This is a genomic window from Mycobacterium sp. pUA109 (assembly GCF_041287095.1).
GTDB lineage: Bacteria > Actinomycetota > Actinomycetes > Mycobacteriales > Mycobacteriaceae > Mycobacterium.
In genome coordinates this window covers 128,961-152,837 of sequence record NZ_JBGGKS010000004.1, presented here as the reverse complement: position 1 = coordinate 152,837, position 23,877 = coordinate 128,961, and the positions used below count along the sequence as shown (strand labels likewise).

Annotated in this window: 25 protein-coding genes and 1 tRNA gene; 19 read left to right on the top strand and 7 right to left on the bottom strand. The window is 70.7% G+C overall.

Annotation, left to right across the window (positions count from 1 at the left end):
* From murD to ACAG26_RS06310, 12 genes are all read left to right on the top strand, one after another.
* The gene (gene murD / locus ACAG26_RS06365; RefSeq protein ID WP_370480524.1) at positions 1–1,461 is read left to right on the top strand and encodes a UDP-N-acetylmuramoyl-L-alanine--D-glutamate ligase; all 1,461 of its coding nucleotides are present in this window, start codon (positions 1–3) and stop codon (positions 1,459–1,461) included.
* Positions 1,462–1,475: 14 nt separating this feature from the next.
* On the top strand, positions 1,476–2,984 hold the full coding sequence (gene ftsW, locus ACAG26_RS06360; protein WP_370480726.1) for a putative lipid II flippase FtsW: 1,509 nt from the start codon (positions 1,476–1,478) through the stop codon (positions 2,982–2,984).
* Between the two features lie 3 nt (positions 2,985–2,987).
* The gene (gene murG, locus ACAG26_RS06355) at positions 2,988–4,103 is read left to right on the top strand and encodes an undecaprenyldiphospho-muramoylpentapeptide beta-N-acetylglucosaminyltransferase (RefSeq protein WP_370480523.1); all 1,116 of its coding nucleotides are present in this window, start codon (positions 2,988–2,990) and stop codon (positions 4,101–4,103) included.
* Positions 4,100–5,545, top strand: a complete 1,446-nt coding sequence (gene murC, locus ACAG26_RS06350) for a UDP-N-acetylmuramate--L-alanine ligase (RefSeq protein WP_370480522.1) — start codon at positions 4,100–4,102, stop codon at positions 5,543–5,545. Before murG ends, murC begins: the two co-directional genes overlap by 4 nt.
* Positions 5,536–6,438, top strand: a complete 903-nt coding sequence (locus ACAG26_RS06345) for a cell division protein FtsQ/DivIB (RefSeq protein ID WP_370480521.1) — start codon at positions 5,536–5,538, stop codon at positions 6,436–6,438. The genes murC and ACAG26_RS06345 overlap by 10 nt, the downstream gene beginning before the upstream one ends.
* A 312-nt stretch (positions 6,439–6,750) precedes the next feature.
* Positions 6,751–7,914, top strand: a complete 1,164-nt coding sequence (ftsZ, locus tag ACAG26_RS06340) for a cell division protein FtsZ (RefSeq protein ID WP_370480520.1) — start codon at positions 6,751–6,753, stop codon at positions 7,912–7,914.
* A 25-nt stretch (positions 7,915–7,939) separates the two neighbouring features.
* The gene (gene pgeF, locus ACAG26_RS06335; protein ID WP_370480519.1) at positions 7,940–8,647 is read left to right on the top strand and encodes a peptidoglycan editing factor PgeF; all 708 of its coding nucleotides are present in this window, start codon (positions 7,940–7,942) and stop codon (positions 8,645–8,647) included.
* Positions 8,644–9,390, top strand: coding sequence for a YggS family pyridoxal phosphate-dependent enzyme (locus tag ACAG26_RS06330; protein WP_370480518.1), 747 nt, complete (start codon positions 8,644–8,646; stop codon positions 9,388–9,390). Before pgeF ends, ACAG26_RS06330 begins: the two co-directional genes overlap by 4 nt.
* 65 nt (positions 9,391–9,455) lie before the next feature.
* The gene (locus tag ACAG26_RS06325) at positions 9,456–10,085 is read left to right on the top strand and encodes a cell division protein SepF (RefSeq protein WP_370480517.1); all 630 of its coding nucleotides are present in this window, start codon (positions 9,456–9,458) and stop codon (positions 10,083–10,085) included.
* A 127-nt stretch (positions 10,086–10,212) separates the two neighbouring features.
* The gene (locus ACAG26_RS06320; protein ID WP_370480516.1) at positions 10,213–10,515 is read left to right on the top strand and encodes a YggT family protein; all 303 of its coding nucleotides are present in this window, start codon (positions 10,213–10,215) and stop codon (positions 10,513–10,515) included.
* A gap of 473 nt (positions 10,516–10,988) precedes the next feature.
* Positions 10,989–11,813 carry a DivIVA domain-containing protein gene (locus ACAG26_RS06315; protein WP_370480515.1) on the top strand — a complete coding sequence of 275 codons (825 nt, stop codon included), beginning with the start codon at positions 10,989–10,991 and terminating at the stop codon, positions 11,811–11,813.
* Between the two features lie 64 nt (positions 11,814–11,877).
* The gene (locus tag ACAG26_RS06310) at positions 11,878–12,210 is read left to right on the top strand and encodes a hypothetical protein (protein ID WP_370480514.1); all 333 of its coding nucleotides are present in this window, start codon (positions 11,878–11,880) and stop codon (positions 12,208–12,210) included.
* Here ACAG26_RS06310 and ACAG26_RS06305 read toward each other — a convergent pair.
* The gene (locus ACAG26_RS06305) at positions 12,207–12,887 is read right to left on the bottom strand and encodes a phosphoribosyltransferase (RefSeq protein WP_370480513.1); all 681 of its coding nucleotides are present in this window, start codon (positions 12,885–12,887) and stop codon (positions 12,207–12,209) included. The genes ACAG26_RS06310 and ACAG26_RS06305 overlap by 4 nt on opposite strands.
* Between ACAG26_RS06305 and ACAG26_RS06300 the strand changes: the two genes are divergently transcribed.
* Positions 12,886–13,143, top strand: coding sequence for a Txe/YoeB family addiction module toxin (locus ACAG26_RS06300; RefSeq protein WP_370480512.1), 258 nt, complete (start codon positions 12,886–12,888; stop codon positions 13,141–13,143). The genes ACAG26_RS06305 and ACAG26_RS06300 overlap by 2 nt on opposite strands.
* A 23-nt stretch (positions 13,144–13,166) precedes the next feature.
* Here the strand turns inward: ACAG26_RS06300 and ACAG26_RS06295 are convergent, their stop codons facing one another.
* A complete protein-coding gene (locus tag ACAG26_RS06295; protein ID WP_370480511.1) occupies positions 13,167–14,423 on the bottom strand; it encodes an ATP-binding protein in 1,257 nt (418 codons plus the stop codon).
* A 237-nt stretch (positions 14,424–14,660) separates the two neighbouring features.
* Here ACAG26_RS06295 and ACAG26_RS06290 point away from each other — a divergent pair, with 237 nt between their 5' ends.
* Positions 14,661–14,888, top strand: a complete 228-nt coding sequence (locus ACAG26_RS06290) for a hypothetical protein (protein WP_370480510.1) — start codon at positions 14,661–14,663, stop codon at positions 14,886–14,888.
* Entirely contained in the window at positions 14,881–15,330 is a 450-nt protein-coding gene (locus ACAG26_RS06285) for a TA system VapC family ribonuclease toxin (protein WP_370480509.1), read from the top strand. Before ACAG26_RS06290 ends, ACAG26_RS06285 begins: the two co-directional genes overlap by 8 nt.
* A gap of 158 nt (positions 15,331–15,488) precedes the next feature.
* On the opposite strand, the gene ACAG26_RS06280 is transcribed toward ACAG26_RS06285, so the two are convergent.
* Positions 15,489–15,574, bottom strand: a tRNA-Leu gene (locus tag ACAG26_RS06280).
* An 81-nt stretch (positions 15,575–15,655) separates the two neighbouring features.
* On the opposite strand from ACAG26_RS06280, the gene ACAG26_RS06275 reads away from it, so the two are divergent.
* Both ACAG26_RS06275 and ACAG26_RS06270 read left to right on the top strand, forming a co-directional pair.
* Positions 15,656–17,008, top strand: a complete 1,353-nt coding sequence (locus tag ACAG26_RS06275) for a M20/M25/M40 family metallo-hydrolase (protein WP_370480508.1) — start codon at positions 15,656–15,658, stop codon at positions 17,006–17,008.
* 22 nt (positions 17,009–17,030) lie between these two features.
* Entirely contained in the window at positions 17,031–17,597 is a 567-nt protein-coding gene (locus tag ACAG26_RS06270; protein WP_370480507.1) for a YbhB/YbcL family Raf kinase inhibitor-like protein, read from the top strand.
* 87 nt (positions 17,598–17,684) lie between these two features.
* On the opposite strand, the gene ACAG26_RS06265 is transcribed toward ACAG26_RS06270, so the two are convergent.
* The 3 genes from ACAG26_RS06265 to ACAG26_RS06255 are packed head-to-tail and all read right to left on the bottom strand — an operon-like array spanning position 17,685 to position 20,086.
* Positions 17,685–18,749, bottom strand: a complete 1,065-nt coding sequence (locus ACAG26_RS06265) for a quinone-dependent dihydroorotate dehydrogenase (protein WP_370480506.1) — start codon at positions 18,747–18,749, stop codon at positions 17,685–17,687.
* A complete protein-coding gene (locus ACAG26_RS06260; protein WP_370480505.1) occupies positions 18,750–18,995 on the bottom strand; it encodes a DUF5703 family protein in 246 nt (81 codons plus the stop codon).
* The gene (locus ACAG26_RS06255; RefSeq protein WP_370480504.1) at positions 18,992–20,086 is read right to left on the bottom strand and encodes a hypothetical protein; all 1,095 of its coding nucleotides are present in this window, start codon (positions 20,084–20,086) and stop codon (positions 18,992–18,994) included. Before ACAG26_RS06255 ends, ACAG26_RS06260 begins: the two co-directional genes overlap by 4 nt.
* Positions 20,087–20,165: 79 nt before the next feature.
* On the opposite strand from ACAG26_RS06255, the gene ACAG26_RS06250 reads away from it, so the two are divergent.
* Positions 20,166–20,471: a hypothetical protein gene (locus ACAG26_RS06250; protein WP_370480503.1), complete on the top strand. Its 306-nt coding sequence runs from the start codon at positions 20,166–20,168 to the stop codon at positions 20,469–20,471.
* On the opposite strand, the gene ACAG26_RS06245 is transcribed toward ACAG26_RS06250, so the two are convergent.
* Positions 20,370–22,685, bottom strand: a complete 2,316-nt coding sequence (locus tag ACAG26_RS06245; RefSeq protein ID WP_370480502.1) for an MMPL family transporter — start codon at positions 22,683–22,685, stop codon at positions 20,370–20,372. The two genes, ACAG26_RS06250 and ACAG26_RS06245, sit on opposite strands and share 102 nt — an antisense overlap.
* 148 nt (positions 22,686–22,833) lie before the next feature.
* Between ACAG26_RS06245 and ACAG26_RS06240 the strand changes: the two genes are divergently transcribed.
* Positions 22,834–23,874 carry a type III polyketide synthase gene (locus tag ACAG26_RS06240; RefSeq protein WP_370480501.1) on the top strand — a complete coding sequence of 347 codons (1,041 nt, stop codon included), beginning with the start codon at positions 22,834–22,836 and terminating at the stop codon, positions 23,872–23,874.
* Positions 23,875–23,877 lie beyond the last annotated feature (3 nt).

Genomic DNA, 23,877 nt, shown 5'->3' with positions numbered 1-23,877 from the left:
ATGACCGATCCGCTGCACCCGCTGGCGCCCGGGCTGCCGGTCTTGGTGACCGGGGCCGGGATCACCGGGCGGGCGGTGCTGGCCGCGCTGGCGCCGTTTCACGTCGCGGCCACGCTGTGCGACGACGACCCGGCCACCTTGGCGCCGTACGCCGACGCCGGGGTGATCACGGTCGACCCGGCCGCCGCCGCGCGGCGCATCACCGACTACGCCCTGGTCATCACCAGCCCCGGGTTCCCGCCCACCGCACCGGTATTGGCCGCCGCCGCGGCGGCCGGGGTGCCGATCTGGGGGGACGTGGAGCTGGCCTGGCGGCTGGACGCGGCGGGCCGCTACGGGCCGCCGCGGCGCTGGCTGGTGGTCACCGGTACCAACGGCAAGACCACCACCACCTCGATGCTGCACGCCATGCTGACCGCGGCGGGCCGGCGGGCCGTGCTGTGCGGCAACATCGGTGACCCGGTACTCGACGTGCTCAGCGCACCGGCCGAGCTGCTGGCCGTGGAACTGTCCAGCTTCCAGCTGCACTGGGCGCCGTCGCTGCGCCCGGAGGGCGGCGCGGTGCTCAACATCGCCGAGGACCACCTGGACTGGCACGGCAGCCTGGCCCACTACACCGCCGCCAAGGCGCGGGTGCTCGACGGCCGGGTGGCGGTCGTCGGGCTCGACGACGCCCGGGCGGCCGCGCTGGCCGACACCGCCGCCGCCCCGGTGCGGGTCGGGTTCCGGCTCGGTGCGCCGGCCGCCGGCGAGCTGGGGGTGCGCGACGGCTGGCTGGTCGACCGCGCCTTCGCCGACGATGTGCCGTTGGCGCCGACCGCCGCGATCCCGGTGCCGGGCCCGGTCGGGGTGCTCGACGCGCTGGGCGCGGCGGCGCTGGCCCGGGCGGTCGGGGTGCCCGCCGAGGCCGTCGCGTCCGCGCTGGCGGCGTTTCGGGTCGGGCGGCACCGGGCCGAGCTGGTGGTGGTCACCGGCGGCATCAGCTACGTCGACGACTCCAAGGCCACCAACCCGCACGCCGCGGAGGCCTCGGTCCTGGCCTATCCGCGGGTGGTGTGGGTGGCCGGCGGCCTGCTCAAGGGCGCCTCGATCGACACGACCGTGGCCCGGATCGCGTCCCGGCTGGTGGGGGCGGTGCTGATCGGCCGGGACCGCGCCGAGGTTGCCAAGGCGTTATCACGACACGCGCCCGATGTGCCCGTCATCGAGGTTGTGACAGGTGAGGATGTTGATATGGATGCGCCTGCTGCGACTGCTGTTACCAAAGTGATACGCGTGGTGAATGGGCCGGAGGGGCCGATCGGTCCGCGCGTGATGACCGCGGCCGTCGCGGCGGCCCGCGACCTGGCCCGACCCGGCGACACCGTGCTGCTGGCGCCGGCCGGCGCATCGTTTGACCAGTTCACCGGCTATGCCGCGCGCGGTGACGCGTTCGCGGCCGCCGCGCGCGCTACCAGCTGATCGGCGTGACCAACGTGCTGACCCGGTTGCGGCACCGGGGGGACAAGGGTGGGTCGGCCGCCGCGGAGGCCGAGCAGTCCGCCGCCGAGGAAACGGCGGCGGCCGCGCCGCCGCCGTCGGGTCCGCGCACCCGGTTCGGGGCCTGGCTGGGCCGGCCGATGACCTCGTTTCACCTGATCGTCGCCGTCGCCGCGCTGCTGACCACGCTCGGCCTGATCATGGTGCTGTCGGCCTCGGGGGTGCATTCCTACGACGCCGACGGATCGGCGTGGCTGATCTTCGGCAAGCAGCTGATGTGGACGGTGATCGGGCTGATCGCCTGCTATGCGGCGCTGCGGACACCGGTGCGGTTCATGCGCCGGGTCGCGTTCTCCGCGTTCGCCGTCACCATCGTGTTGCTGGTGCTGGTGCTGGTCCCCGGCGTCGGCACCGTCTCCAACGGCTCCAGCGGATGGTTCGTCATCCACGGCTTCTCGATGCAGCCCTCCGAGCTGACCAAGATCGCCTTCGTCGTCTGGGGCGCGCACCTGCTGGCCGCCCGGCGGATGGAGCGGGCCACGCTGCGCGAGATGCTGGTGCCGCTGGTGCCGGCCGCGGTGATCGCGTTGGCGCTGATCGTCGCCGAACCCGACCTGGGCCAGACGGTGTCGCTGGGCATCATTTTGTTGGCGCTGCTGTGGTACGCCGGGCTGCCGCTGCGGGTGTTCTGCAGCTCGCTGGTGGCCGTCATCGTCGCCGCCGCGATCCTGGCGGTCTCCGAGGGCTACCGCTCCGACCGGGTGCGGTCCTGGCTGGATCCGGCCGCCGACTCGCAGGGGTCGGGTTACCAGGCCAAACAGGCGCGGTACGCGCTGGCCAACGGCGGCGTCTTCGGTGACGGCCTGGGCCAGGGCACCGCGAAGTGGAACTACCTGCCCAACGCCCACAACGACTTCATCTTCGCGATCATCGGCGAGGAGCTCGGCTTCGTCGGCGCGTTCGGGTTGTTGGCGCTGTTCGGGTTGTTCGCCTACACCGGGATGCGCATCGCCCGGCGCTCGGCGGACCCGTTTTTGCGGCTGCTGACCGCCACCATCACCATGTGGGTGATCGGTCAGGTGTTCATCAACGTCGGCTACGTGATCGGGCTGCTGCCGGTCACCGGCATTCAGCTGCCGCTCATCTCCGCCGGGGGAACCTCCACGGCCACAACACTTCTGATGATCGGCGTGATGGCCAACGCGGCCCGGCACGAACCCGAGGCGGTGGCCGCGCTGCGGGCCGGTCGTGACGACCGGATGAACCGGCTGCTGCGGCTGCCGCTGCCCGAACCGTATGCGCCCAGCCCGCTGGAGGCGCTGCGGGACCGGTTGCGGTCCCGCCCGCAGCCGGCCAAACCGGCCCGCAAACCGCGGCCCGCCCAGGCCCGACCCCGTCCGGGGGATCGGCCGGCCCGGCGGGCCAGGCATCATGGAGGCGGCCAGCGGCACGCCGGCCAGCGCCCCACCCGGGGGCGCGCTCGCGCACTGGAAGGTCAGCGTTAGGCGGTGAACGACTCGTTTTCGGTGGTGCTCGCCGGCGGCGGCACAGCCGGCCACGTCGAGCCCGCGATGGCCGTCGCCGACGCGCTGACCGCGCTGGATCCGGCCGTGCAGATCACCGCGCTGGGCACCGCCCGCGGGCTGGAGACCCGGCTGGTGCCCGAACGCGGCTACCACCTGGAGCTGATCACCCCGGTGCCGTTGCCGCGCAAACTCAACCGTGACCTGCTGCGGCTGCCGCTGCGGGTGCGTCAGGCGGTGCGGCAGACCCGGGCGGTGCTGCGGGCCGTGGACGCCGACGTGGTGATCGGGTTCGGTGGCTACGTCGCGTTGCCGGCCTATCTGGCCGCCCGCCGGCGCCGGGTGCCGGTGGTGATCCACGAGGCCAACGCCCGCGCCGGGTTGGCCAACCGGGTGGGGGCCCGCACCGCGCGGCGGGTGCTGGCCGCGGTGCCCGATTCCGGCCTGCGCGGCGCCGAGGTGGTCGGGGTGCCGGTGCGCGAGGCGATCACCGCGCTGGACCGCGCGGCGCTGCGGTCGGCCGCGCGCGCCGAGTTCGGCTTCGCCGACGACGCCCGGGTGCTGCTGGTGTTCGGCGGCTCGCAGGGCGCGGCGTCGATCAACCGGGCGGTGTCGGGCGCCGCCGGCGCGCTGGCCGCGGCCGGGGTGGCGGTGCTGCACGCGCACGGCCCGAAGAACACCCTGCAGCTACCCACCCCCGGCGACGGCGACCCCCCGTATGTGGCGGTGCCGTATCTGAGCCGGATGGATCTGGCCTACGCGGCCGCCGACCTGGCGATCTGCCGGTCCGGGGCGATGACGGTCGCCGAGGTGTCGGCCGTCGGGCTGCCCGCGGTCTACGTGCCGCTGCCGATCGGCAACGGGGAGCAGCGGCTCAACGCGCTGCCGGTGGTCAACGCCGGCGGCGGGCTGCTGGTCGACGACGCCGATCTGACACCGGAGTTCGTCGCCGACACGGTCGGCGGGCTGCTGGCCGATGCGCCGCGGCTGGCGGCGATGACGACCGCCGCCGCCCGGGTCGGGCACCCCGACGCGGCCCGGCAGGTGGCCGCCGCCGCGCTGGACGTGGCCGCCGCCGCCCGCGAAAGGGGACGCGCATGACCGAGCAGCTGCCGGCCGAGCTGCAGCGGGTGCACATGGTCGGCATTGGGGGAGCGGGCATGTCGGGGATCGCCCGCATTCTGCTGGACCGCGGCGGGCAGGTGTCGGGGTCGGACGCCAAGGAGTCCCGCGCGGTGCGCGCGCTGTGCGCCCGCGGCGCGCAGATCCGGATCGGGCACGACGCGGCGTCGCTGGACCTGCTGGCCGGCGGGGCGACCGCGGTGATCACCACCCACGCCGCGATCCCCAAAACCAACCCCGAACTCGTCGAGGCCCGGCGCCGCGGCATCCCGGTGCTGCTGCGGCCCGCGGTGCTGGCCAAGCTGATGGCCGGGCGCACCACGCTGATGGTCACCGGCACCCACGGCAAGACCACCACGACGTCGATGCTCATTGTCGCGCTGCAACATTGCGGGCTGGACCCGTCGTTCGCGGTCGGCGGCGACCTGGGGGAGGCCGGCACCAACGCGCATCACGGCAGCGGGGACTACTTCGTCGCCGAGGCCGACGAAAGCGACGGGTCGCTGCTGGAGTACACCCCGCACGTCGCGGTGGTCACCAACATCGAGGCCGACCACCTGGACTTCTTTGGCAGCGCCGACGCCTACACCGCGGTGTTCGACGCGTTTGTGCAGCGGTTGGCGCCCGGCGGTGTGCTGGTGGCCTGCACCGATGACCCGGGGGCGGCCGCGCTGGCGCAACGTGCTGCCGCGCTGGGGATTCGGGTGTTGACCTACGGCAGCGCTGCGGATCGGGAGTTGACCGGCCGGCTGCTGACCTGGGAGCAGCAGGGCACCGGCGCGGTCGCCCACGTCCAGATGGCCGGGCAACCGCAGCCGTGGGTGATGCGGTTGGCGGTGCCGGGCCGGCATATGGCGCTCAATGCGCTGGGCGCGCTGCTGGCCGCCGTCGACATCGGCGCTCCGGCCGAGTCGGTGCTGCACGGTCTGGCCGGGTTCGAAGGGGTGCGGCGGCGTTTCGAGCTGGTCGGCACCACCGCCACGGTGCGGGTGTTCGACGACTACGCCCACCATCCCACCGAGGTCGCCGCGACGCTGGCCGCGGTGCGCACGGTGCTGCAGCAAAGCGGCCGCGGCCGGGCGTTGGTGGTGTTCCAGCCGCACCTGTATTCCCGCACCCAGGCTTTCGCGATGGAATTCGCCGCCGCGCTCGACGCCGCCGACGAGGTATTCGTGCTCGACGTGTACGGCGCCCGGGAGCAGCCGCTGCCCGGGGTCAGCGGCGCCAGCATCGCCGAACACCTGCGGGTGCCGGTGCACTACGTCCCGGATATGTCGGCGGCGCCCGCGGCGGTGGCCGCCGCGGCCGGCCCGGGTGATGTCATCGTGACGATGGGCGCCGGGGATGTCACCCTGCTCGGCCCGGAGATCGTCACCGCCCTGCAGCTGCGGGCCAATCGGCGCCCGGAGGTGTGGCGGTGACCGGCCCCGCCGACGAGGTGGACGACGCGGTGGCCGAAGCCGAACCCGCCGCCGGCGCCGATGCCGCGGACGAGGCCCCGGCGGAGGGACCGCGGCGGCGGGCGCGCCGGGAACGCGCCGAACGCCGCGCCGCCGAGGCGCGGGCCCGGGCCATCGAAGAGGCGCGCCGGGAGGCCAAACGCCGGGCCCGCGGGCTGTCCCCGGAGGCCAAACCCGTGCCCCGGGGCGCGATTCGCGGCTTGAAGCTGGCGGTCGCGACGGTGCTGGCGGTGCTCGTCGCGGTGGGGCTCGGGCTGATCTTGTACTTCACGCCGGTGATGTCGGCGCGCGACATCGCCGTGTCCGGGGCCGAGGTGGTGACCCGCGAGGACGTCCTCGATGCCGCCCAGGTGCAGCTGGGCACTCCGCTGTTGCAGATCGACACCGACCAGGTCGCCAACCGGGTGGCCACCATCCGGCGGGTCGCCAGCGCACGGGTGCAGCGCGACTATCCGTCCACCCTGCAGATCACCATCGTGGAACGTATCCCGTTGGTGGTCAAGGATTTTGCCGACGGGCCGCACCTGTTCGACCGGGACGGGGTGGACTTCGCCACCGCGCCGCCACCGCCGTCGCTGCCGTATCTGGACGTGGAGAACCCCGGGCCGTCGGATCCGGCGACCCAGGCCGCGCTGCAGGTGCTGACCGCGCTGAGCCCCGACGTCGCCGACCGGGTCGGCAAGATCGCGGCCCCGTCGGTCGCCTCGATCACGTTGACGCTGGCCGACGGCCGGGTGGTGATCTGGGGGACCACCGACCGCACCGCCGTAAAGGCGCAGAAGCTGGCCGCGGTGCTCAGCCAGCCCGGGCAGACCTACGACGTGTCCAGCCCGGACCTGCCCACGGTCAAGTGAGGTGTGGCCGTCCGCTGCGTTGAGATTGCGTTGCGGGTTGTGCATTGCGGGGGGAGCACAGCCCTGCACGCAATCTCACCACCGGAGCCGACACCAAACCCGAAAAATTCGCCCGACGCGTTTCGGCGCGCCTGCGCGGATAGGCGGCGTCGCGGCCCTACCGTTCTGTTTGCGCGGAACTACTTGACATAACTCTAATCCTCTGGTTGAGGTTGAGGGTTTGCAGAACGCCAAGGGGTTCGGTGTCAGGCCACTGTCCCACCCGGGTCCACCACGGACCCAGCCAGTCCCCACCAGGGAGGAAGACGAACGATGACCCCCCCTCACAATTATTTGGCCGTCATCAAAGTCGTGGGTATCGGCGGCGGCGGCGTCAACGCGGTGAACCGGATGATCGAGCAGGGCCTCAAGGGCGTGGAGTTCATCGCGATCAACACCGACGCGCAGGCGTTGTTGATGAGCGATGCCGACGTCAAGCTCGACGTCGGCCGCGATTCGACCCGCGGCCTGGGCGCCGGCGCCGATCCCGAGGTCGGCCGCAAGGCCGCCGAGGATGCCAAGGACGAGATCGAAGAGCTGCTCCGCGGCGCCGACATGGTGTTCGTCACCGCCGGCGAGGGCGGTGGCACCGGCACCGGCGGCGCGCCGGTGGTCGCCAGCATCTCGCGCAAGCTGGGCGCGTTGACCGTCGGCGTGGTGACCCGGCCGTTCTCGTTCGAAGGCAAGCGGCGCAGCGGCCAGGCCGAGAACGGCATCGCCGCGCTGCGGGAAAGCTGCGACACGTTGATCGTGATCCCCAACGACCGGCTGCTGCAGATGGGCGACGCCGCGGTCTCGCTGATGGACGCGTTCCGCAGCGCCGACGAGGTGCTGCTCAACGGGGTGCAGGGCATCACCGACCTGATCACCACCCCCGGCCTGATCAACGTGGACTTCGCCGACGTCAAGGGGGTGATGAGCAATGCCGGCAGCGCGCTGATGGGGATCGGGTCGGCCCGCGGCGAGGGCCGCGCGCTCAAGGCCGCCGAGATCGCCATCAACTCGCCGCTGCTGGAGGCCTCGATGGAGGGCGCCCAGGGGGTGCTGATGTCGATCGCCGGGGGCAGCGATCTGGGCCTGTTTGAGATCAACGAGGCGGCCTCGCTGGTGCAAGAGGCCGCCCACCAGGACGCCAACATCATCTTCGGCACCGTCATCGACGACTCGCTGGGCGACGAGGTGCGCATCACCGTCATCGCCGCGGGATTCGCCGCCACCGGGTTGGGTCGCAAGCCCATCATCGGCTCCAATGAGTCCAGCAACTCCGGCCACTCCGGCGGCCAGACCATCGCGCCCGGCAAGCACGGCAAGGTGACCTCGACGTTGTTCGAGCCGGCCGACGCGGTCAGCGTGCCGGTGTCGACCAACGGCGCGACGGTCAGCGTCGGCGGCGATGACGACGACGACGTCGACGTGCCGCCGTTCATGCGGCGCTAGCGGGCCGCTCGGGATACTGGACACGGTGAGCTCTCGCATCCGCCGGGTCACCACCACCCGGGCGGGCGGCGTCTCGGCGCCACCCTTCGACACCTTCAACCTCGGCGACCACGTCGGCGACGATCCCGCCGCGGTCGCCGCCAACCGGGCGCGGCTGGCGGCGGCGATCGGCCTGCCCGGCGACGCGGTGGTATGGATGCACCAAGTGCACGGCGACCGGGTCAGCGTCGTCGACGGCGCGCGGGACACCCCGGTCGACGACACCGACGCGTTGGTGACCACCGCGCGCGGATTAGCGCTGGCGGTGGTGACCGCCGATTGTGTCCCGGTGTTAATGGCCGATGCGCGCGCCGGGGTCATTGCGGCCGTGCACGCCGGTCGCGTCGGTGCGCAGCGCGGTGTCACGGAACGCGCCGTGGAAACAATGCTGGCCCTCGGCGCCCACCCCGACGACATCTCGGTGCTGCTCGGCCCGGCGGTCAGCGGGCGCAATTATGAAGTGCCCGCGGCGATGGCCGACGAGGTCGAGGCGGCGCTGCCGGGCAGCCGGACCACCACCTCGCGCGGCACCCCCGGACTCGACCTGCGGGCCGGAATCGCGTGCCAGCTCAAGGGTTTAGGCGTCACCGCGATCGACATCGACCCGCGCTGCACGGTGGCCGACCCGCAGCTGTTCAGCCACCGCCGCGGTGCGCCCACCGGACGACTGGCCTCGCTGGTGTGGATGGAATGAGCAGCGACCGGGAATCCGAATTAGCGGCGGCATTGGCCGCACTGCAAACGCGACTGGCCGCGGCCGCGGAGGCGGCCGGTCGCAATGTTTCCGAAATTGAATTACTCCCAATTACGAAATTCCATCCGGTCACCGATATCGCGATTTTGGCGCGTTTGGGTTGCCGGGAATTCGGGGAATCCCGGGCGCAGGAAGCGGCGGCGAAAGTGAGCGAACTCACCGCGTTGCCAGGCGTCGCGGCCGACGCGGTGCGCTGGCACATGGTGGGCCGCATCCAGCGCAACAAGGTGGCCTCGGTGGCCGGCTGGGCGCACACCGCGCATTCGGTGAGCAGCGTGGCGGTGGCCGCCGCGCTGGACCGCGCGGTGGCGGCGGCCCTCGACGACGGGCGGCGCCGCCACCGGCTGCGCGTCTATGTCCAGATCAGCCTCGACGGGGACACCTCCCGCGGCGGTGTCGACGTGTCGGCGCCCGGCGGGGTCGACGAGCTGTGCGCCCGGATCGACTCCGCCGCCGCCCTGGAACTAGTGGGGTTGATGGCCATCCCGCCGCTGGACTGGGATCCGGACCGGGCGTTCGCCCGCCTGCAGGCCGAGCACCGGCGGGTGCTCGCCGCGCATCCCGGGGCGACCGGGCTGTCGGCCGGGATGTCCGAGGACCTCGAAACCGCGATAAAACGCGGTTCGACGTGTGTGCGTGTCGGTACCGCGCTTCTCGGGCGCAGGCGGTTACCGTCACCGTGATAGTCACTCCAGTCACATCTTCATCACAGACACCAGTTCGCCAGCAGCCTAGAAGGGGTCACGCGATGAGCACACTGCATAAGGTCAAGGCCTACTTCGGTATGGCTCCGATGGAGGACTACGACGACGAGTACTACGACGACGAGGAGGACCGCGCCCCCGCGCGCGGATACCAGCGTCGCAGTGAGCGCTTCGCCGAGGACGGCTACGGGCGGTACGAGGGACGTGACTACGACGAGCCGCCGGGCAGCTACCGCGGGGGTTATGAGGATGAGCCCCGGTTCCGGCCGCGCGAGTTCGACCGGCCGCCGCGCGAGTTCGACCGGCCGCGGTTCGCGTCACTGCGCGGCTCCACCCGCGGCGCGCTGGCGATGGACCCGCGGCGGATGGCGATGCTGTTCGACGAGAGCAGCCCGTTATCGAAGATCACCACGTTGCGCCCCAAGGACTACAGCGAAGCCCGCACCATCGGGGAGCGGTTCCGCGACGGCACCCCGGTGATCATGGACCTGGTGTCGATGGATAACGCCGACGCCAAACGCCTGGTCGACTTCGCGGCCGGGTTGGCGTTTGCCCTGCGCGGCTCGTTCGACAAGGTCGCGACCAAAGTGTTCCTGTTGTCACCGGCCGACGTGGACGTCACCCCCGAGGAGCGGCGCCGGATCGCCGAGACCGGCTTCTACGCCTACCAATAACCCGGGTCGGATCGCCGGCGGGCGCGCCACCGCCCGAGTCGGTAGGCTGACAGCACTGCGGGCTGCCCGGCAGCCGCCGTGTTGTCAGCATCACAACCACGTCCTCATCACTAAGGTCAGGCTTTCGTTGGCGCTCTTCTTCAACATCCTTGGTCTCGCGCTGTTCGTTTTCTGGTTGCTGTTGATCGCCCGAGTGGTGGTGGAGTTCGTCCGCTCGTTTAGCCGTGACTGGCATCCGCGCGGGTTCACCGTGGTGATCCTGGAGATCATGATGAGCCTCACCGACCCCCCGGTGAAGCTGCTGCGCCGCCTGATCCCGCAGCTCACCATCGGTGCGGTCCGCTTCGACCTGTCGATCATGGTGTTGCTGTTGGTCGCGTTCATCGGGATGGACCTGGCCTTCGGGGCCGCCAACCGCGTTGCGCTGTAGCGCTCAGGGGTTTCTCAGCCGTTCCTCCGCCCGGCCGTAGGCCGGCGCTGGCGCGTGCGCGCCGGCCGGCGATCGCCGGGTCGCGCCCGTTCCTCGCCTCACCACCACCCGGCTGCCCGGAACCGCTTGCGACGGCGCCGGGTTCGGGTCCTCGCCTGGTCAGGGCCCTGCGCGGACGGGGTGGTGGCGCACGTCGCGGATCGGGTCGCCGCCCGCACGGGTGGCCGGGTTGGGGGCCGGCTCGGCACCGGATTGGCGGCGGCGTTAATAGCGAACTGGAAGCGTGAAACCGTTTGCCACGCCGAGATTTCTGTGGCAAGTCTTTGAAATTCGTTCTTAATTATTGGTCTCGCTCGGAACCGTCCCATCCGGTGTGACAGGATGGACGCCAGTTACAGTACGGCTAACATATTGTCCGATCGATCTACACTTGCCAGATCGGTGTCACCGTCCAGACTCGAGGGGGCAGACAAATGCCACTTACACCGGCAGACGTGCACAATGTGGCGTTCAGCAAGCCGCCTATCGGTAAGCGCGGCTACAACGAAGACGAGGTCGACGCCTTCCTCGACCTGGTGGAGACCGAGCTGACCCGGCTGATCGAGGAGAACTCCGATCTGCGTCAGCGGGTGAGCGAACTCGACCAGGAACTGGCCAGTGCCCGGGCCGGTGGCGCAACCCAGACCACTCAGGCCATCCCGCTCTACCAGCCCGAGCCGGAGCCCGAGCCGGTTCGCGAACCGGTCCGCGAGGCGCCCGCCGCGCCGGCCGCCCCGGCGGCCGCGGCCGCCGGCGGCGAGGACGCGGCGCTTAAGGCCGCCAAGGTGCTGAGCCTGGCCCAAGACACCGCCGACCGGCTGACCAGCACCGCCAAGGCGGAGTCGGAGAAGCTGATGTCCGACGCCCGCGCCAACGCCGACCAGATCCTGGGCGACGCCCGGCGGGAAGCCGAAACCACCGTCTCCGAGGCCCGGCAGCGGGCCGACGCGATGCTGGCCGATGCGCAAACCCGGTCGGAGAGCCAGCTGCGGCAGGCCCAGGAGAAGGCCGACGCATTGCAGGCCGACGCCGAACGCAAGCACTCCGAGATCATGGGCACGATCAACCAGCAGCGCACCGTGCTGGAGGGCCGCCTGGAGCAGCTGCGGACCTTCGAGCGCGAGTACCGTACCCGGCTGAAGACCTACCTGGAATCCCAGCTCGAGGAGCTCGGCCAGCGCGGCTCGGCGGCGCCGGTCGACTCCAGCGCCGGCAGCGACGGCGGAGGGTTCAACCAATTCAATCGGGGTAACAACTGAGCGGGGCGCCGCTGGCCGCTGCGGCGGCCTCCCGTAGTGTGCCCGTCGGCTGGAAGGTTGACCGATGCTAATTGTTGCCCTGGTGTTGGCGGTGATAGGTCTCGCCGCCCTGGTCTTTGCGGTGGTGACCGCCAATGCGCTGGTGGCGTGGGTGTGTATCGGCGCCAGCCTGCTGGGCGTGGTGCTGCTGATCATCGACGCGCTGCAGGAACGTCGACGCCGCGCCGCCGGGCCGGCCGGCGAGACGGCGCCCGAGGAGCTCAGCGGCCTGGACGAGGACTCGGGTGAGGCCGCCGACGCGACCTATGAGGACTTCTACGACGACGAGGACGGCGGCGCCGCCGATACCGAGGCCGCCGACGCGGACGCGGTGAGCGACGACCACAACGCCCGCTAACCGTCGGTCGGCGTGCCGAGCAGGTCGCGGACCTCGTCGTCGCTGACCTGGTGGAAATCCAGGAAGGCCTGACCCACCGCCTCGAATGAGGGCGGCATCGTCGCGCACACCACGTCGTCGGCTTCGCGGGCCAGCTGCTGGCACGCCGCGGCCGGGCCGACCGGCACCGCGACCACCACCGCGGCCGGATCGCAGGCCTGCACCGCGCGGACCGCGGCGAGCATGCTGGCGCCGGTGGCGATGCCGTCGTCGACCAGGATCACCGTCCTCGCCTGCAGGTCGGCGGCGGGCCGGTCGCCACGGTAGGCCCGCTCCCGGCGACGCAGCTCGGCGGTCTCCCGTTCGATGACCGCCTGCACCTGGTCCTCGGTGATGCCCAGGCTGGCGACGACGTTGTCGTTCATCACGACCTGGTCGCCGCTGGCCAAGGCGCCCATCGCCAGCTCGGACCACTGTGGCACCCCCAACTTGCGCACCACGAACACGTCCAGCGGGGCGCGCAACGCCGCGGCGACTTCGAATCCGACCGGAACCCCGCCCCGAGCCAGCCCCAGCACCACCAGCGGGTCGGTGTCGCGGTAGGCGGTGAGCTCCTCGGCCAACACACGACCGGCCTCCCGACGGTCGCGGAAGGTGCGCCACGATGTCCGCCGAAGAAAGTCGCTCGGTCGGTTCATGTCCTTATCCAGCCTACGACCGACGTCCAGACGTGGGGGTGCTGGTGAGGACCAGGACCGCAAGATCGTCAAACGGATCAATCTGCTGAGCAAGGACATCGCGCACCACGGTAATGCGGGCATCGGAAAGCCGGAGGCCCTCAAGCACGGGTTTCGGGGCTACTGGTCACGGCGGATCACCGACGAGTACCGACTCGTCTACCGCTACACCGCAACCGAAATCCGAATCGCGCAATGCCGCTACCACTACGAGTAGGGGGCAGCCCGGCCCCTTGTGTTTCATGGGCATAGAGCGGCGACAGGTATTACCTGGATTCCGTCCTTGCGGGTGTAGCCGTACGTTGCCGTGGTGATGACGCCCAGCACAGCGGGGTCACCAGCTTTCGCCGTGTCGATCGTCGAAGCGAACCGCAGCAGCGAAGCGGCCGCGTCGTCAATGCGGCCGGGGCCGAGTTTTACTTCGAAGGCGCCCCACGTCCCATCGGGGATTTGCAGGATGGCGTCGGCCTCGACGCCGTTGCTGTCCCGGTAATGGGCAACCGTTCCGCGAAGCGGTGACGACAGCACCCGCAGGTCCCGCATGACGAGGGACTCGAACAGGAATCCACCGAAACTGAGCTCGCCGAGCAGCCGCGTCGGGGTGGTAGCAAGGGCGGCGACGGCAAGTGACGGATCGACGAAGTGGCGTTTGGGTTCTTGTCGCAGCGTCGCCCTGGATCGTAGGTGCGTCGACCATGCTGGCACGTCGTCGACGAGCATGAGCCGCTCGAGCGCAGCCAGGTAATCGTAGATCGTCGTTCGAGCGAGCGCTGTCCCATTGTCGCCCAACGTTTCCCGCGCGAGCGCGGAGATCTTCACCTCAGTCGCGGTGTTCCGCGCCAGCGACGTCAGCAACCGTCGTAGGCGTTCGGGGTCGCGCCGAGCCCCAGAGGTCGATGGAATGTCGACTTCGCGCGCGTGGGCCAAGTAGTCGATGTTCTGCTGCATCGCGCTCTCGACGGTGCTATTCAGGTTGGCGGGCCAGCCGCCAATGGCGATGCGATCGATGAGATCTCGTACACCCAGTCCGGGGTCTGGGCAGGATTGGTGTTCTCCGGCAAGCAGGCCGGCCACAGAGATTTCTCCGGTGGAGTCGCCGAGCTCGTACAGCGACATCGGGCGCATCGTGATCCTGGCGAACCGCCCGGCCCCGCTGTGTCGCGTCACGTCCTCTGCCGGAGTGGACGAGCCGGTGAGGATGAACTGTCCGGCTGATTGTCGGTCGTCGATGGCGCGCCGCACGTGATTCCACAGCGGGGTCCCGCCGATTTGCCATTCGTCGACAAGTCGAGGTGACGCTCCCTCGAGGATCAGGGCTGGGTCGGCGTCAAGTGCGTGGCGAGCGCCGGAGTCGACATCGAGCAGGACCTCGCTGGCGGCGAACTGGCGCGCGGTCCAGGTTTTCCCGCACGCCTTCGGGCCTTCCAGAACAACAGCGCCGGCCGACGTCAAACGTTCGCTGACCAGCTGGTCGGCGACTCGCGGTCGGTACTCCACGTCCGCAGACTACAGTTTGTGGGTAATATAGGCTACAGTTTATGTTAGATGAACGCTTCAGTTTGTCGATTCTGGCGGCAGCGATGCGAACTGGTCGCGTCAGTTTGATCCTTGGTGAGCTGTACAGAATTGTCTGATCGCGGCGTCGCCGCTCAACACACTCCATCGGCGTTCATGTCCATCAGACTGGCGCATATGATTCGTGATGACAGATGCGAGATGCGTTATGCTGGGTGGATGCGTACCACCCTCGACCTGGACGACCGTGTCCTGGCTGCGGCCCGGAGCCGAGCCAGAGCGCGCGGCATCTCGATCGGTCAGGCCGTCTCCGAGCTGGCGTTGGACGGGATTGAGGCGCAGGCCGAGGTAGCGCAGGTTTCGGCTGCCGGCTTTCCGATGCTTCCAGCTGTCCCCGGGCACCTCATCACCGATCAGATGGTCGAAGACGCGCTAGCAGATGTCTGAGCCGCCCTCGGCGGAGCCCGGTTTGTTCCTCCCGGACGTGAATGTCCTGGTCGCACTCACCAATCCGGCACACGTGCATCACGCGCAGGCACATCAATGGCTGTCGACCATCGAACAGTTTGCGACGACGCCGGTCACCGAGAGCGGCTTGGTGCGCATGTTGCTCAATCCGGCGGTAACGGGTCAGCCGGTATCTGGCCAGCAAGCCATCGGGATTCTCACCGGCTTGCGCGCCGATGTGCGGGCGACTTTCCTGCCCGACGGCTCGAGCCTTTCGTCGCCGCGGATAGACACTGTCGGTTTGGCGGGACACCGCCAGGTGACCGACGTCCATCTGGTCAATCTCGCCGCGCTGCATGAGGCAACGTTGGTGACGTTCGACCGGAGGATCACCCAGGCGCTCGTCGCGGCGGATCAACGGTTCGTGCACGTGCTGGACTGATTACAAACGGTGTGATCGAACACCCTCCGTCGGCTCGGAAATGGACGTGAGCGTTCATTTCGCTCGGCTCAGTCGGGTGTGATCGCGGCTGCGCCGCTCAACACCCTCCATCGCCTCAGGAATGAATGCGAGCATTCATTCCATTCGCCTCAGTCGGGTGTCCGAGGGGGGACTTGAACCCCCACGCCCATTAATAGGGCACTAGCACCTCAAGCTAGCGCGTCTGCCATTCCGCCACTCGGACCGACACCAACCGCACCACGGCAGTCGGGGCAGCTAAGGCTATCGGATCGGGCTGCCCAGACCCAAACTTGACGCCTTTGAGATGGTAGGAAAGGTGATTGTGACCGCGCCTACCGACCCCCGCGATGCGGTGGTGGAGATCGTCAGCCGCCTGATCCAGTTCGACACCTCCAACACCGGTGAACTCGAGACCACCAAAGGCGAGGCGGACTGCGCGCGCTGGGTCGCCGCGCAGCTCGAAGAGGTCGGCTACCAAACCGAATACCTGGAATCCGGCGCGCCGGGGCGCGGCAATGTGTTCGCGCGGCTGGCCGGGGCCGACCCGTCCCGCGGCGCGCTGCTCATCCACGGTCACCTCGACGTGGTGCCCGCCGAGGCCGCCGACTGGAGCGTGCACCCGTTCTCCGGTGCGGTCGAGGACGGCTACGTGTGGGGCCGCGGCGCGGTCGACATGAAGGACATGGTCGGGATGATGATCGCGGTGGCCCGGCACTTCAAACGCGCCGGCATCACCCCGCCGCGCGATCTGGTGTTCGCGTTCGTCGCCGACGAGGAAGCCGGCGGGAAATACGGCGCGCACTGGCTCGTCGAGCACCGCCCGGACCTGTTCGCGGGGGTGACCGAGGCGATCGGCGAGGTGGGCGGGTTCTCGCTGACGGTGCCGCGCCGCGACGGGGGAGAACGGCGGCTGTACCTGATCGAGACCGCCGAGAAGGGCATCGCCTGGATGCGGCTGACCGCCCGCGGCCGTGCCGGGCACGGCTCGATGGTGCACGACGACAACGCGGTCACCGCGGTCGCCGAGGCGGTGGCGCGGCTGGGTCGCCACCAGTTCCCGCTGGTGGTCACCGACACCGTCGTGCAGTTCCTGACGGCGGTCGCCGAGGAAACCGGGTACACCTTCGACCCGGACTCGCCCGACCTGGAGGGCGCCATCGACAAGCTGGGCCCGATCGCCCGGATCGTGAAAGCCACCCTGCATGACACGGCCAACCCGACGATGCTCAAGGCCGGCTACAAGGCCAACGTGATCCCGGCCAGCGCCGAGGCGGTGCTGGACTGCCGGGTGCTGCCCGGCCGGCGGGCGGCGTTCGAGGCCGAGGTCGACGCGCTGATCGGCCCGGACGTCACCCGGGAATGGGTCAGCGACCTGCCGTCGGTGGAGACCAGCTTCGACGGCGACCTGGTCGACGCCATGAACGCCGCGCTGCTGGCCACCGACCCCGACGCCCGCACCGTGCCCTACATGCTGTCCGGCGGCACCGACGCGAAAGCCTTCGCCAAGTTGGGAATCCGCTGCTTTGGCTTCATTCCGCTGCGGTTGCCGCCGGAGCTGGATTTCGCCGCGTTGTTCCACGGCGTCGACGAGCGGGTACCCGTGGACGCGTTGAAGTTTGGTACGCAAGTACTGGAACACTTCCTGACCCATTGTTGAGCACCGACGAGAGGACCGACGCATGACCACATCCCCCGACCCGTACGCCGGTCAGCCCAGCATCGCCCGCCCGGACCCGTATGCGGCGCTCCCCAAGCTGCCGTCGTTCACGCTGACCTCGGCGTCGGTCACCGACGGTCAGCCGCTGGGCACCGCCCAGATCAGCGGCATCATGGGCGCCGGCGGCCAAGACGCCAGCCCGCAGCTGAGCTGGTCGGGGTTCCCGGCCGAGACCCGCAGCTTCGCGGTCACCGTCTATGACCCGGACGCCCCGACCCTGTCCGGGTTCTGGCACTGGGCGGTGGCCAACCTGCCCGCGGGCGTCACCGACCTGCCCGAGGGGGCCGGCGACGGCAGCGACCTGCCGGGTGGGGCGTTGACCCTGGTCAACGACGCCGGCATGCGCCGCTACGTGGGCGCCGCGCCGCCGGCCGGGCACGGCCCCCACCGCTACTACATCACCGTGCACGCCGTCGACGTCGACACACTGGACCTGCCCGAGGACGCCAGCCCGGCCTTCCTCGGCTTCAACCTGTTCCAGCACGCCATCGCCCGCGCCGTGCTGCACGGCACCTACGAGCAGCGCTAAACCTCGCGAGTGGGAAACCCACGACGCATCACCGGCGCGTCGCGTCGTGGGTTTCCCACTCGCGGCCAGGCGCGGCCGGGGCTCGGGCTAGTTAGCCGCCGAGCCGACCGCCTCGGTCAACGACGCGAAGCCGCCGGCGCGCAGCCGAGCGGCCAGGCCGTCGTGAATGTGCTTGGCCCACAGCCCGCCGCCGTAGATGAACCCGGTGTAGCCCTGCAGCAGCGCGGCGCCGGCGGTGATCCGCTCCCAGGCGTCGTCGGCGGTTTCGATGCCGCCCACGCTGATCAGCACCAGCTCGGCACCGACCCGGCCGTACAGCCGGCGCAGCACGGCCACCGCGCGGCGGGCCACCGGCGGCCCGGAGATGCCGCCGTCGCCGAGCCGGTCGACGCCCGGGGTGGCCAGCCCGTCGCGCGACACCGTGGTGTTGGTGGCCACGATGCCGGCCAGGCCCAACTCGACGGCCAGGTCGGCGATCGCGTCGATGTCGGCGTCGGCCAAATCCGGCGCGATCTTCACCAGCACCGGGGTGGTGGTTTCGGCCCGCACCGCCGCCAGGATCGGGCGCAGCTGCTGCACCGACTGCAAATCCCGCAGCCCGGGGGTGTTGGGGGAGCTGACGTTGACCACCAGGTAGTCGGCCAGCGGGCCGAGCAGCCCGGCGCTGGCCCGGTAGTCGTCGACGGCGCGGTCGGCCGGGGTGGCCTTGGTTTTGCCGATGTTGACCCCGATCGGCACGTCGGCGCGGTGCCCGGTCAGCCGGTGCGCCAACGCCGCCGCCCCGCGGTTGTTGAACCCCATCCGGTTCAGCAGCGCCCGGTCGGCGGGCAGCCGGAACAGCCGCGGCGGCGGGTTACCCGGTTGCGGCTCGGCGGTGACGGTGCCGACCTCGGCGTAGCCGAAACCCAGCGCCCCCCAGCTGTGCAGCCCGCGGCCGTCCTTATCGAACCCGGCGGCCAGCCCCAGCGGGCCGGGGAATCTCACCCCGAACACCGTGCTGGCCAGCACCGGATCGGTGGGCGCCAGGCGTGCCCGCAGCCCGCGGCGCACCGCGGGAGCCGCGGTGACGCCGCGCAACCCGGCGAACACCACGGTGTGGATGCGTTCGGCCGGCGCCAAAAACAGCGCCCGGCGTAGCGCCCGGTAGGCCATCTACTGCTCCGGCCGGTCGGCCAGGCCGTGGCTTTTCCGGCGGCGCAACAACACTCGCCGGCTCCCGTCGGTGTACAGCCGTACCCGGGTCAGTTCCCAGCCGCGGTATTCGGCTTCGATGGACAGCCGGGTGGACGCGCTGATCCGGGTCACCTCCGGCGGCAGCCGCAGCGGCACCCATTCGTAATCCTCGGACAGTTCCGTGTCCCACTCCGCGGGCAACCGGCCCCGCCGAGCGGCGGTCAACGCGGGCCCGCCGCGTGCTCGATCACCTGGACCCCGGCGCCGGCCCCGGACAGCACATACAACGTCCCCGACGCGTCGTCGAAGGCCAGCAGGTTGGGTTGCCGCACGGTTGGGTACCGTACCTTTTCCACAGGGATTCCGGTGGTCAGATCGTAACCAATGACGGTGTTGCTGCCGGTCTGCGACACCCACGCCAACGCGGCCGACCCGGCCAGGCCGTAGGGGGCGTGCGGCACCGGATAGGCCTGTCGCAAGATCAGCGGGTCCACCCCGTACACCAGCAGCTGGCCGCCGCGGGTGTCGGCGACCAGCACCACCCCGAGCGGGTCGGCGGCCAGCGTGGTGGCGCCCTGCCCGGCGCGCAGCGCCTGCTGCGGGTTGCCGTCGGCGCCCAGGCTGGTCACCGAGGTCTGCCCGCGATCCAGCACGACGACGGTATCGCCTTGCGCCACAAGGGAATCCACCCGAGCGAAGATCTTGTTCCGTTTCAGCACCGCGCTGGCTCCGGTGGGGGTGGCGCCGGCCAGCAGGTAGACCGTGCCGTCGGCACCGCCCAACACCAGCTTGCCGTCGGCGCGGCGGGCGATCGCGGTGAACTCGGTGTCCTCGGCGTCGTTGACGCTGACCCGGCTGGTGTGCCCGGCGGCCAGGTCGACCACGAAGTAGCCGCCGCGGGTCGCCAGGTAGGCGGTGCCGCGCCCGTCGCCGGCCAGCGCGGTCGCCGGGCCGGGCAGCGCGATGGCGCGCGGCGGGCCCCCGGCGGCGCCGAACACCGACACCGCCGCCGGGGTCTGCGGGTCGGGGCCGGGGGTCAGCACCACCAGCTGTGCGGTGCCGGCGTCGACCAGCGCGGCCTGCGGGTGAGCGCCCAGCGGCCGCACCACCCCGGCCGGGTGCGGCGGGCCGGGCGGTGAGTCGGCCGGCTGCGCCGGCGCGATGGTCGGCGGGGTCGTGTCGATCGGGTGCGCCGAGCAGCCGGTCAGCACCGCCAGCGCCCACCCCAAACCGGCCAGGAGCGGCTGAACTGCAGGTTTGCGACGCTGCGGCAACGGGTAGCTTTCGACAGTGGGGCGGCAAGAGGAACCGAACATTGATTCTAAGGAAACCCGCCCGGCGCTTTCCGGCCCCGTCCGGTCCGCCGGGCGCCGGTCGGGCGGTAGGGTGCCCCGCATGACCGTCACCGCAGACCGGCCAGTGGCCAGCCGAGAGTTTGTCATCGAGGACATGTCGACCGGGATCTTCGCCAGCGGCTTCGGTCAAGTCGGTGATGGCCGCAGCTTCTCCTTCCACATCGAACGTGCGGTGCTGGTCGTGGAGGTGTACCGGCCCCGGGTGGTCGGCCCGGTCCCGCAGCCCGAGGACGTGGTCGCGGGGTTAAGTCGCAGCCTGGTCGACATCGACGTCGACGACCAGCGCAGCCTGGCGGCGGCGGTGCGCGACGCGGTGGCGGTGGCCGAACCGGTGGCGCGGTCCTGACCGCGCCCGGGGCGCGTCCTCGCTGAGCCCGACCCGGCGGTGCAGCCGGGTCAGCGGGCGCGGCGCCCACCAGGCGGCGCGGCCCAGCAGCCGCATGAACGCCGGCAGCAGCACCGTGCGGACCAGGGTGGCGTCGGCCAGCACGGCCAGGGTCAGGCCGACCCCGAACATCCGCATGAACGACACCTGGGCGGCGATCAGCGCGGCGAACGAGATCGACATCACCAGCGCGGCGGCGGTGATCACCCGCCCGGTGCGGGCCACGCCCAGCGCCACGCTGGCCCGGTGGTCGGCGGCGGTGCGGCCCGAGTCCAGCCAGTACTCCCGGATCCGGGCGATCAGGAACACCTCGTAGTCCATCGACAACCCGAACGCGATGCAGAACAACAGCACCGGCATGTTGGCCACCAGCGTGCCGGTGGGGGTGGTCCCGAACGCGCCCAAATGGCCGTCTTGGAAGATCCACACCAGCGCCCCGAACGCGGCGGTCAGCGACAGCACGTTGAGCACCAGCGCCTTGGCCGGGAGCACCACGCTGCCGGTCAACAAGAACAGCAACACAAAGCTGATCACCGCGATCAGCCCCAGCACCAGCGGCAGCCGGCCGGTGATGGCGGCCACGCTGTCCCGGTTGATTTGGGCCAGCCCGGCCAGCTGGACCGAACGCCCGCCCGGCCCGCCGACCCGATGCAACTGGTCCAGCTGGGCGTCCGACGCCGCCGAGAACAGCGGCGCGGTGCTGGCGACGGTGATAAACGCGCTGCCGTCGGCCAGCCCGGTCGGCGCCGACGGCGGCCCGGCCTGGGCTCCGGCGACAAAGGTGCCGGCCGGCGCCGACACCGCAGACACGTCGGGCACCCGGGACAGCGCGGCGGCGTAGCGGTCCAGGTCGGCCACGGTCAGGCCGGCGGCGTCGGGGACCACCGCGGTGACCGTGGCCGACGAATCGTCGGCGAAGCCGGTGCGTAGCCGGTCGCCGACCTGATGCGCCGACGCCGAGCGCGGCAGCGCCCGGTCGTCGGGAAACCCCCACTTGACGCCGAGAAACGGCACCCCCAGCAGCACCAGCACCGCGACCCCGGCCAGCCCGATCGGCACCGCCCGGCGCATCACCGCCGTCGTGCACCGATACCAGAACAGCCGTCGCACCGGGGTCGGCGCCCGATCGGCGCGGCGCAGCACCCGCCGGGCCAGCCGGCGCACGTCGAGGGCGTCCAGCCGGGCGCCGAGCAGCACGATCAGCGCCGGGGTCACCACAATGGCGGCGACCGCGACGAACACCACGGTCGCCACCCCGGCGTAGGCGAACGATTTCAGGAAGTACATCGGGAACAGCACCATGACCGCCATCGACAACGCGACGGTGGTCGCCGAAAACAGCACGGTGCGCCCGGCGGTGACCATGGTGCGCGCCAGCGCCCGATCGGGGTCGGCGCCGTCGGCGAGTTCGTCGCGGTAGCGGCTGAGGATCAGCAGGGTGTAGTCAATGGCCAACGCCAACCCCATCGCGGTGGTCAGGTTCAGCGCGAAGATCGACACGTCGGCCCAGGAGGTGATCAGCCGCAGCAGCGCCGTCGACCCGACGATCGCCAACGCCGCCACCGCCAGCGGCAGCGCGGCCGCCAGCAGACCGCCGAACACCCAGACCAGCACCGCAAAGCTCAGCGGCACCGCGATCGACTCCATCACCAGCAGGTCGCGTTGGTTCTGCCGGTTGATCTGCGCGTAGACCACCGCGTCGCCGCCGGCGGCGACGGTGACACCGGCGCGGTCGTGCACCACCGCGTCGGCCAGCGCCCGCGCGTAGTGCTGGGCGTCGTTCTCGCCGCCGCGCAGCTGCGCGACCACCAGGCCGGTTTTGCCGTCGGTGCTCACCAGCCCCGGCGCCCCGGTCCACGCCGAGGACACCCCGTACACCCACGGCGAGGACCGCAACGCCGCGACGATGTCGGTGCCGGCCGCGCGGGCCGCGCCGCTGCGGGCGCCGCCGTCGGCGGTCACGGTGATGATCATCTGCTGATCGCTTTGACCGAACTTGTCCGCCAAAACCGTGGCGGCGCGGGCTGATTCGGATGATGGGTCTTGAAAGCCGCCCGCCGCCAGCCGTCCGGCCACCGGCGCGCCGAGCAGCGCCGCCCCGATGAGGACCAGGACGGCGGCAGCGATCACCCGCCGCGGTGCGATCAACGCCATGCGGGCGATCCGCGGCAACATACGGGTCCTTCCGGCGATCGGCGGCGGGGCAACCACGCCCTTTTTGGTACTTACGAATTTGGCGGCCGCATCGTTCATTCGGTGCGCGGTCACGGCGAATTCGGCCCGAAAGGTGAACTGGTGAGCCGGCAATGCCGTACCCCCCAATGTGACTACCTCGCCTGCCATCGCCGCCGCAGCCGTCGCGCTGCCGCCGCACCGATACAGCCAAGACGAAACGGCGGCGGCGCTGGCCGGCTTCGCCGGGCCCGAGTTTCGGCGTTTCGCCGCCACCAGCGGTGTGGCGTCCCGCCAACTGGCGCTGCCGCTTTGGCGGTACGGCGAGTTGCGCGGCTTCACCGAAGCCAACGACGCCTACCTGGAGGTGGCGCTCGAACTGGGGGAGCGGGCGCTGACCTCGGCACTGGACGAGGCCGGGATCGCCCCGGCCGAGGTCGACATCGTGTTCTCCACCACGGTGACCGGGCTGGCGGTGCCCACCCTGGAGGCACGGCTGGCGACCCGGATCGGGCTGCGCCCCGACGTCAAACGGGTGCCGCTGTTCGGCCTGGGCTGTGTCGCCGGCGCCGCCGGCGTGGCCCGCATGTATGACTACCTGCGCGCCTTTCCCGGCCACGTCGCGGTGCTGCTCGCGGTGGAACTGTGCTCGTTGACCATGCAGCGCGACGACCATTCGGTCGCGAACTTGGTGGCGTCCAGCCTGTTCGGTGACGGCGCCGCGGCGGTGGTCGCCACCGGCGCCGACCGCGCCGGGGCCGGGCCGACGCTGCTGGCCACCCGCAGCCACCTGTATCCGGACACCGAGGACGTGATGGGCTGGCACATCGGCAGCGACGGGTTCCGGATCATCCTGTCCGCCGACGTGGCGACCGTCGCCGAAAAATATCTCGGCGAAGACGTCCGCGAATTTTTGGCCGACCACGACCTGGTCACCGCCGACGTCGACCGCTGGATCTGCCATCCGGGCGGTCCGCGGGTGATCGAGGCCGTCGAGAACGGCCTGGACCTGCCCGACGACGCGCTGGATGCCACCCGAAAATCGTTACGCGACAACGGCAACTTGTCCTCGGTGTCGGTGCTCGACGTGCTGCGCGGCACCCTGGCCGACCCGCCGCCGCGCGGATCCCTCGGGGTGATGATCGCGATGGGTCCGGCGTTTTGCTCCGAACTCGTGCTGCTGCGCTGGTAGCCG

Excerpts from the sequence above, each read along its gene's own strand:
- murD (WP_370480524.1), top strand. The coding sequence starts at position 1 with ATGACCGATCCGCTGCACCCGCTGGCGCCCGGGCTGCCGGTCTTGGTG.
- murC (WP_370480522.1), top strand. The coding sequence starts at position 4,100 with ATGACCGAGCAGCTGCCGGCCGAGCTGCAGCGGGTGCACATGGTCGGC.
- ftsZ (WP_370480520.1), top strand. The coding sequence starts at position 6,751 with ATGACCCCCCCTCACAATTATTTGGCCGTCATCAAAGTCGTGGGTATC.
- ACAG26_RS06330 (WP_370480518.1), top strand. The coding sequence starts at position 8,644 with ATGAGCAGCGACCGGGAATCCGAATTAGCGGCGGCATTGGCCGCACTG.
- ACAG26_RS06325 (WP_370480517.1), top strand. The coding sequence starts at position 9,456 with ATGAGCACACTGCATAAGGTCAAGGCCTACTTCGGTATGGCTCCGATG.
- ACAG26_RS06315 (WP_370480515.1), top strand. The coding sequence starts at position 10,989 with ATGCCACTTACACCGGCAGACGTGCACAATGTGGCGTTCAGCAAGCCG.
- ACAG26_RS06310 (WP_370480514.1), top strand. The coding sequence starts at position 11,878 with ATGCTAATTGTTGCCCTGGTGTTGGCGGTGATAGGTCTCGCCGCCCTG.
- ACAG26_RS06300 (WP_370480512.1), top strand. The coding sequence starts at position 12,886 with ATGTCCTTATCCAGCCTACGACCGACGTCCAGACGTGGGGGTGCTGGT.
- ACAG26_RS06305 (WP_370480513.1), bottom strand. The coding sequence starts at position 12,887 with ATGAACCGACCGAGCGACTTTCTTCGGCGGACATCGTGGCGCACCTTC.
- ACAG26_RS06290 (WP_370480510.1), top strand. The coding sequence starts at position 14,661 with ATGCGTACCACCCTCGACCTGGACGACCGTGTCCTGGCTGCGGCCCGG.
- ACAG26_RS06285 (WP_370480509.1), top strand. The coding sequence starts at position 14,881 with ATGTCTGAGCCGCCCTCGGCGGAGCCCGGTTTGTTCCTCCCGGACGTG.
- ACAG26_RS06275 (WP_370480508.1), top strand. The coding sequence starts at position 15,656 with ATGGTAGGAAAGGTGATTGTGACCGCGCCTACCGACCCCCGCGATGCG.
- ACAG26_RS06270 (WP_370480507.1), top strand. The coding sequence starts at position 17,031 with ATGACCACATCCCCCGACCCGTACGCCGGTCAGCCCAGCATCGCCCGC.
- ACAG26_RS06265 (WP_370480506.1), bottom strand. The coding sequence starts at position 18,749 with ATGGCCTACCGGGCGCTACGCCGGGCGCTGTTTTTGGCGCCGGCCGAA.
- ACAG26_RS06255 (WP_370480504.1), bottom strand. The coding sequence starts at position 20,086 with ATGTTCGGTTCCTCTTGCCGCCCCACTGTCGAAAGCTACCCGTTGCCG.
- ACAG26_RS06250 (WP_370480503.1), top strand. The coding sequence starts at position 20,166 with ATGACCGTCACCGCAGACCGGCCAGTGGCCAGCCGAGAGTTTGTCATC.
- ACAG26_RS06245 (WP_370480502.1), bottom strand. The coding sequence starts at position 22,685 with ATGTTGCCGCGGATCGCCCGCATGGCGTTGATCGCACCGCGGCGGGTG.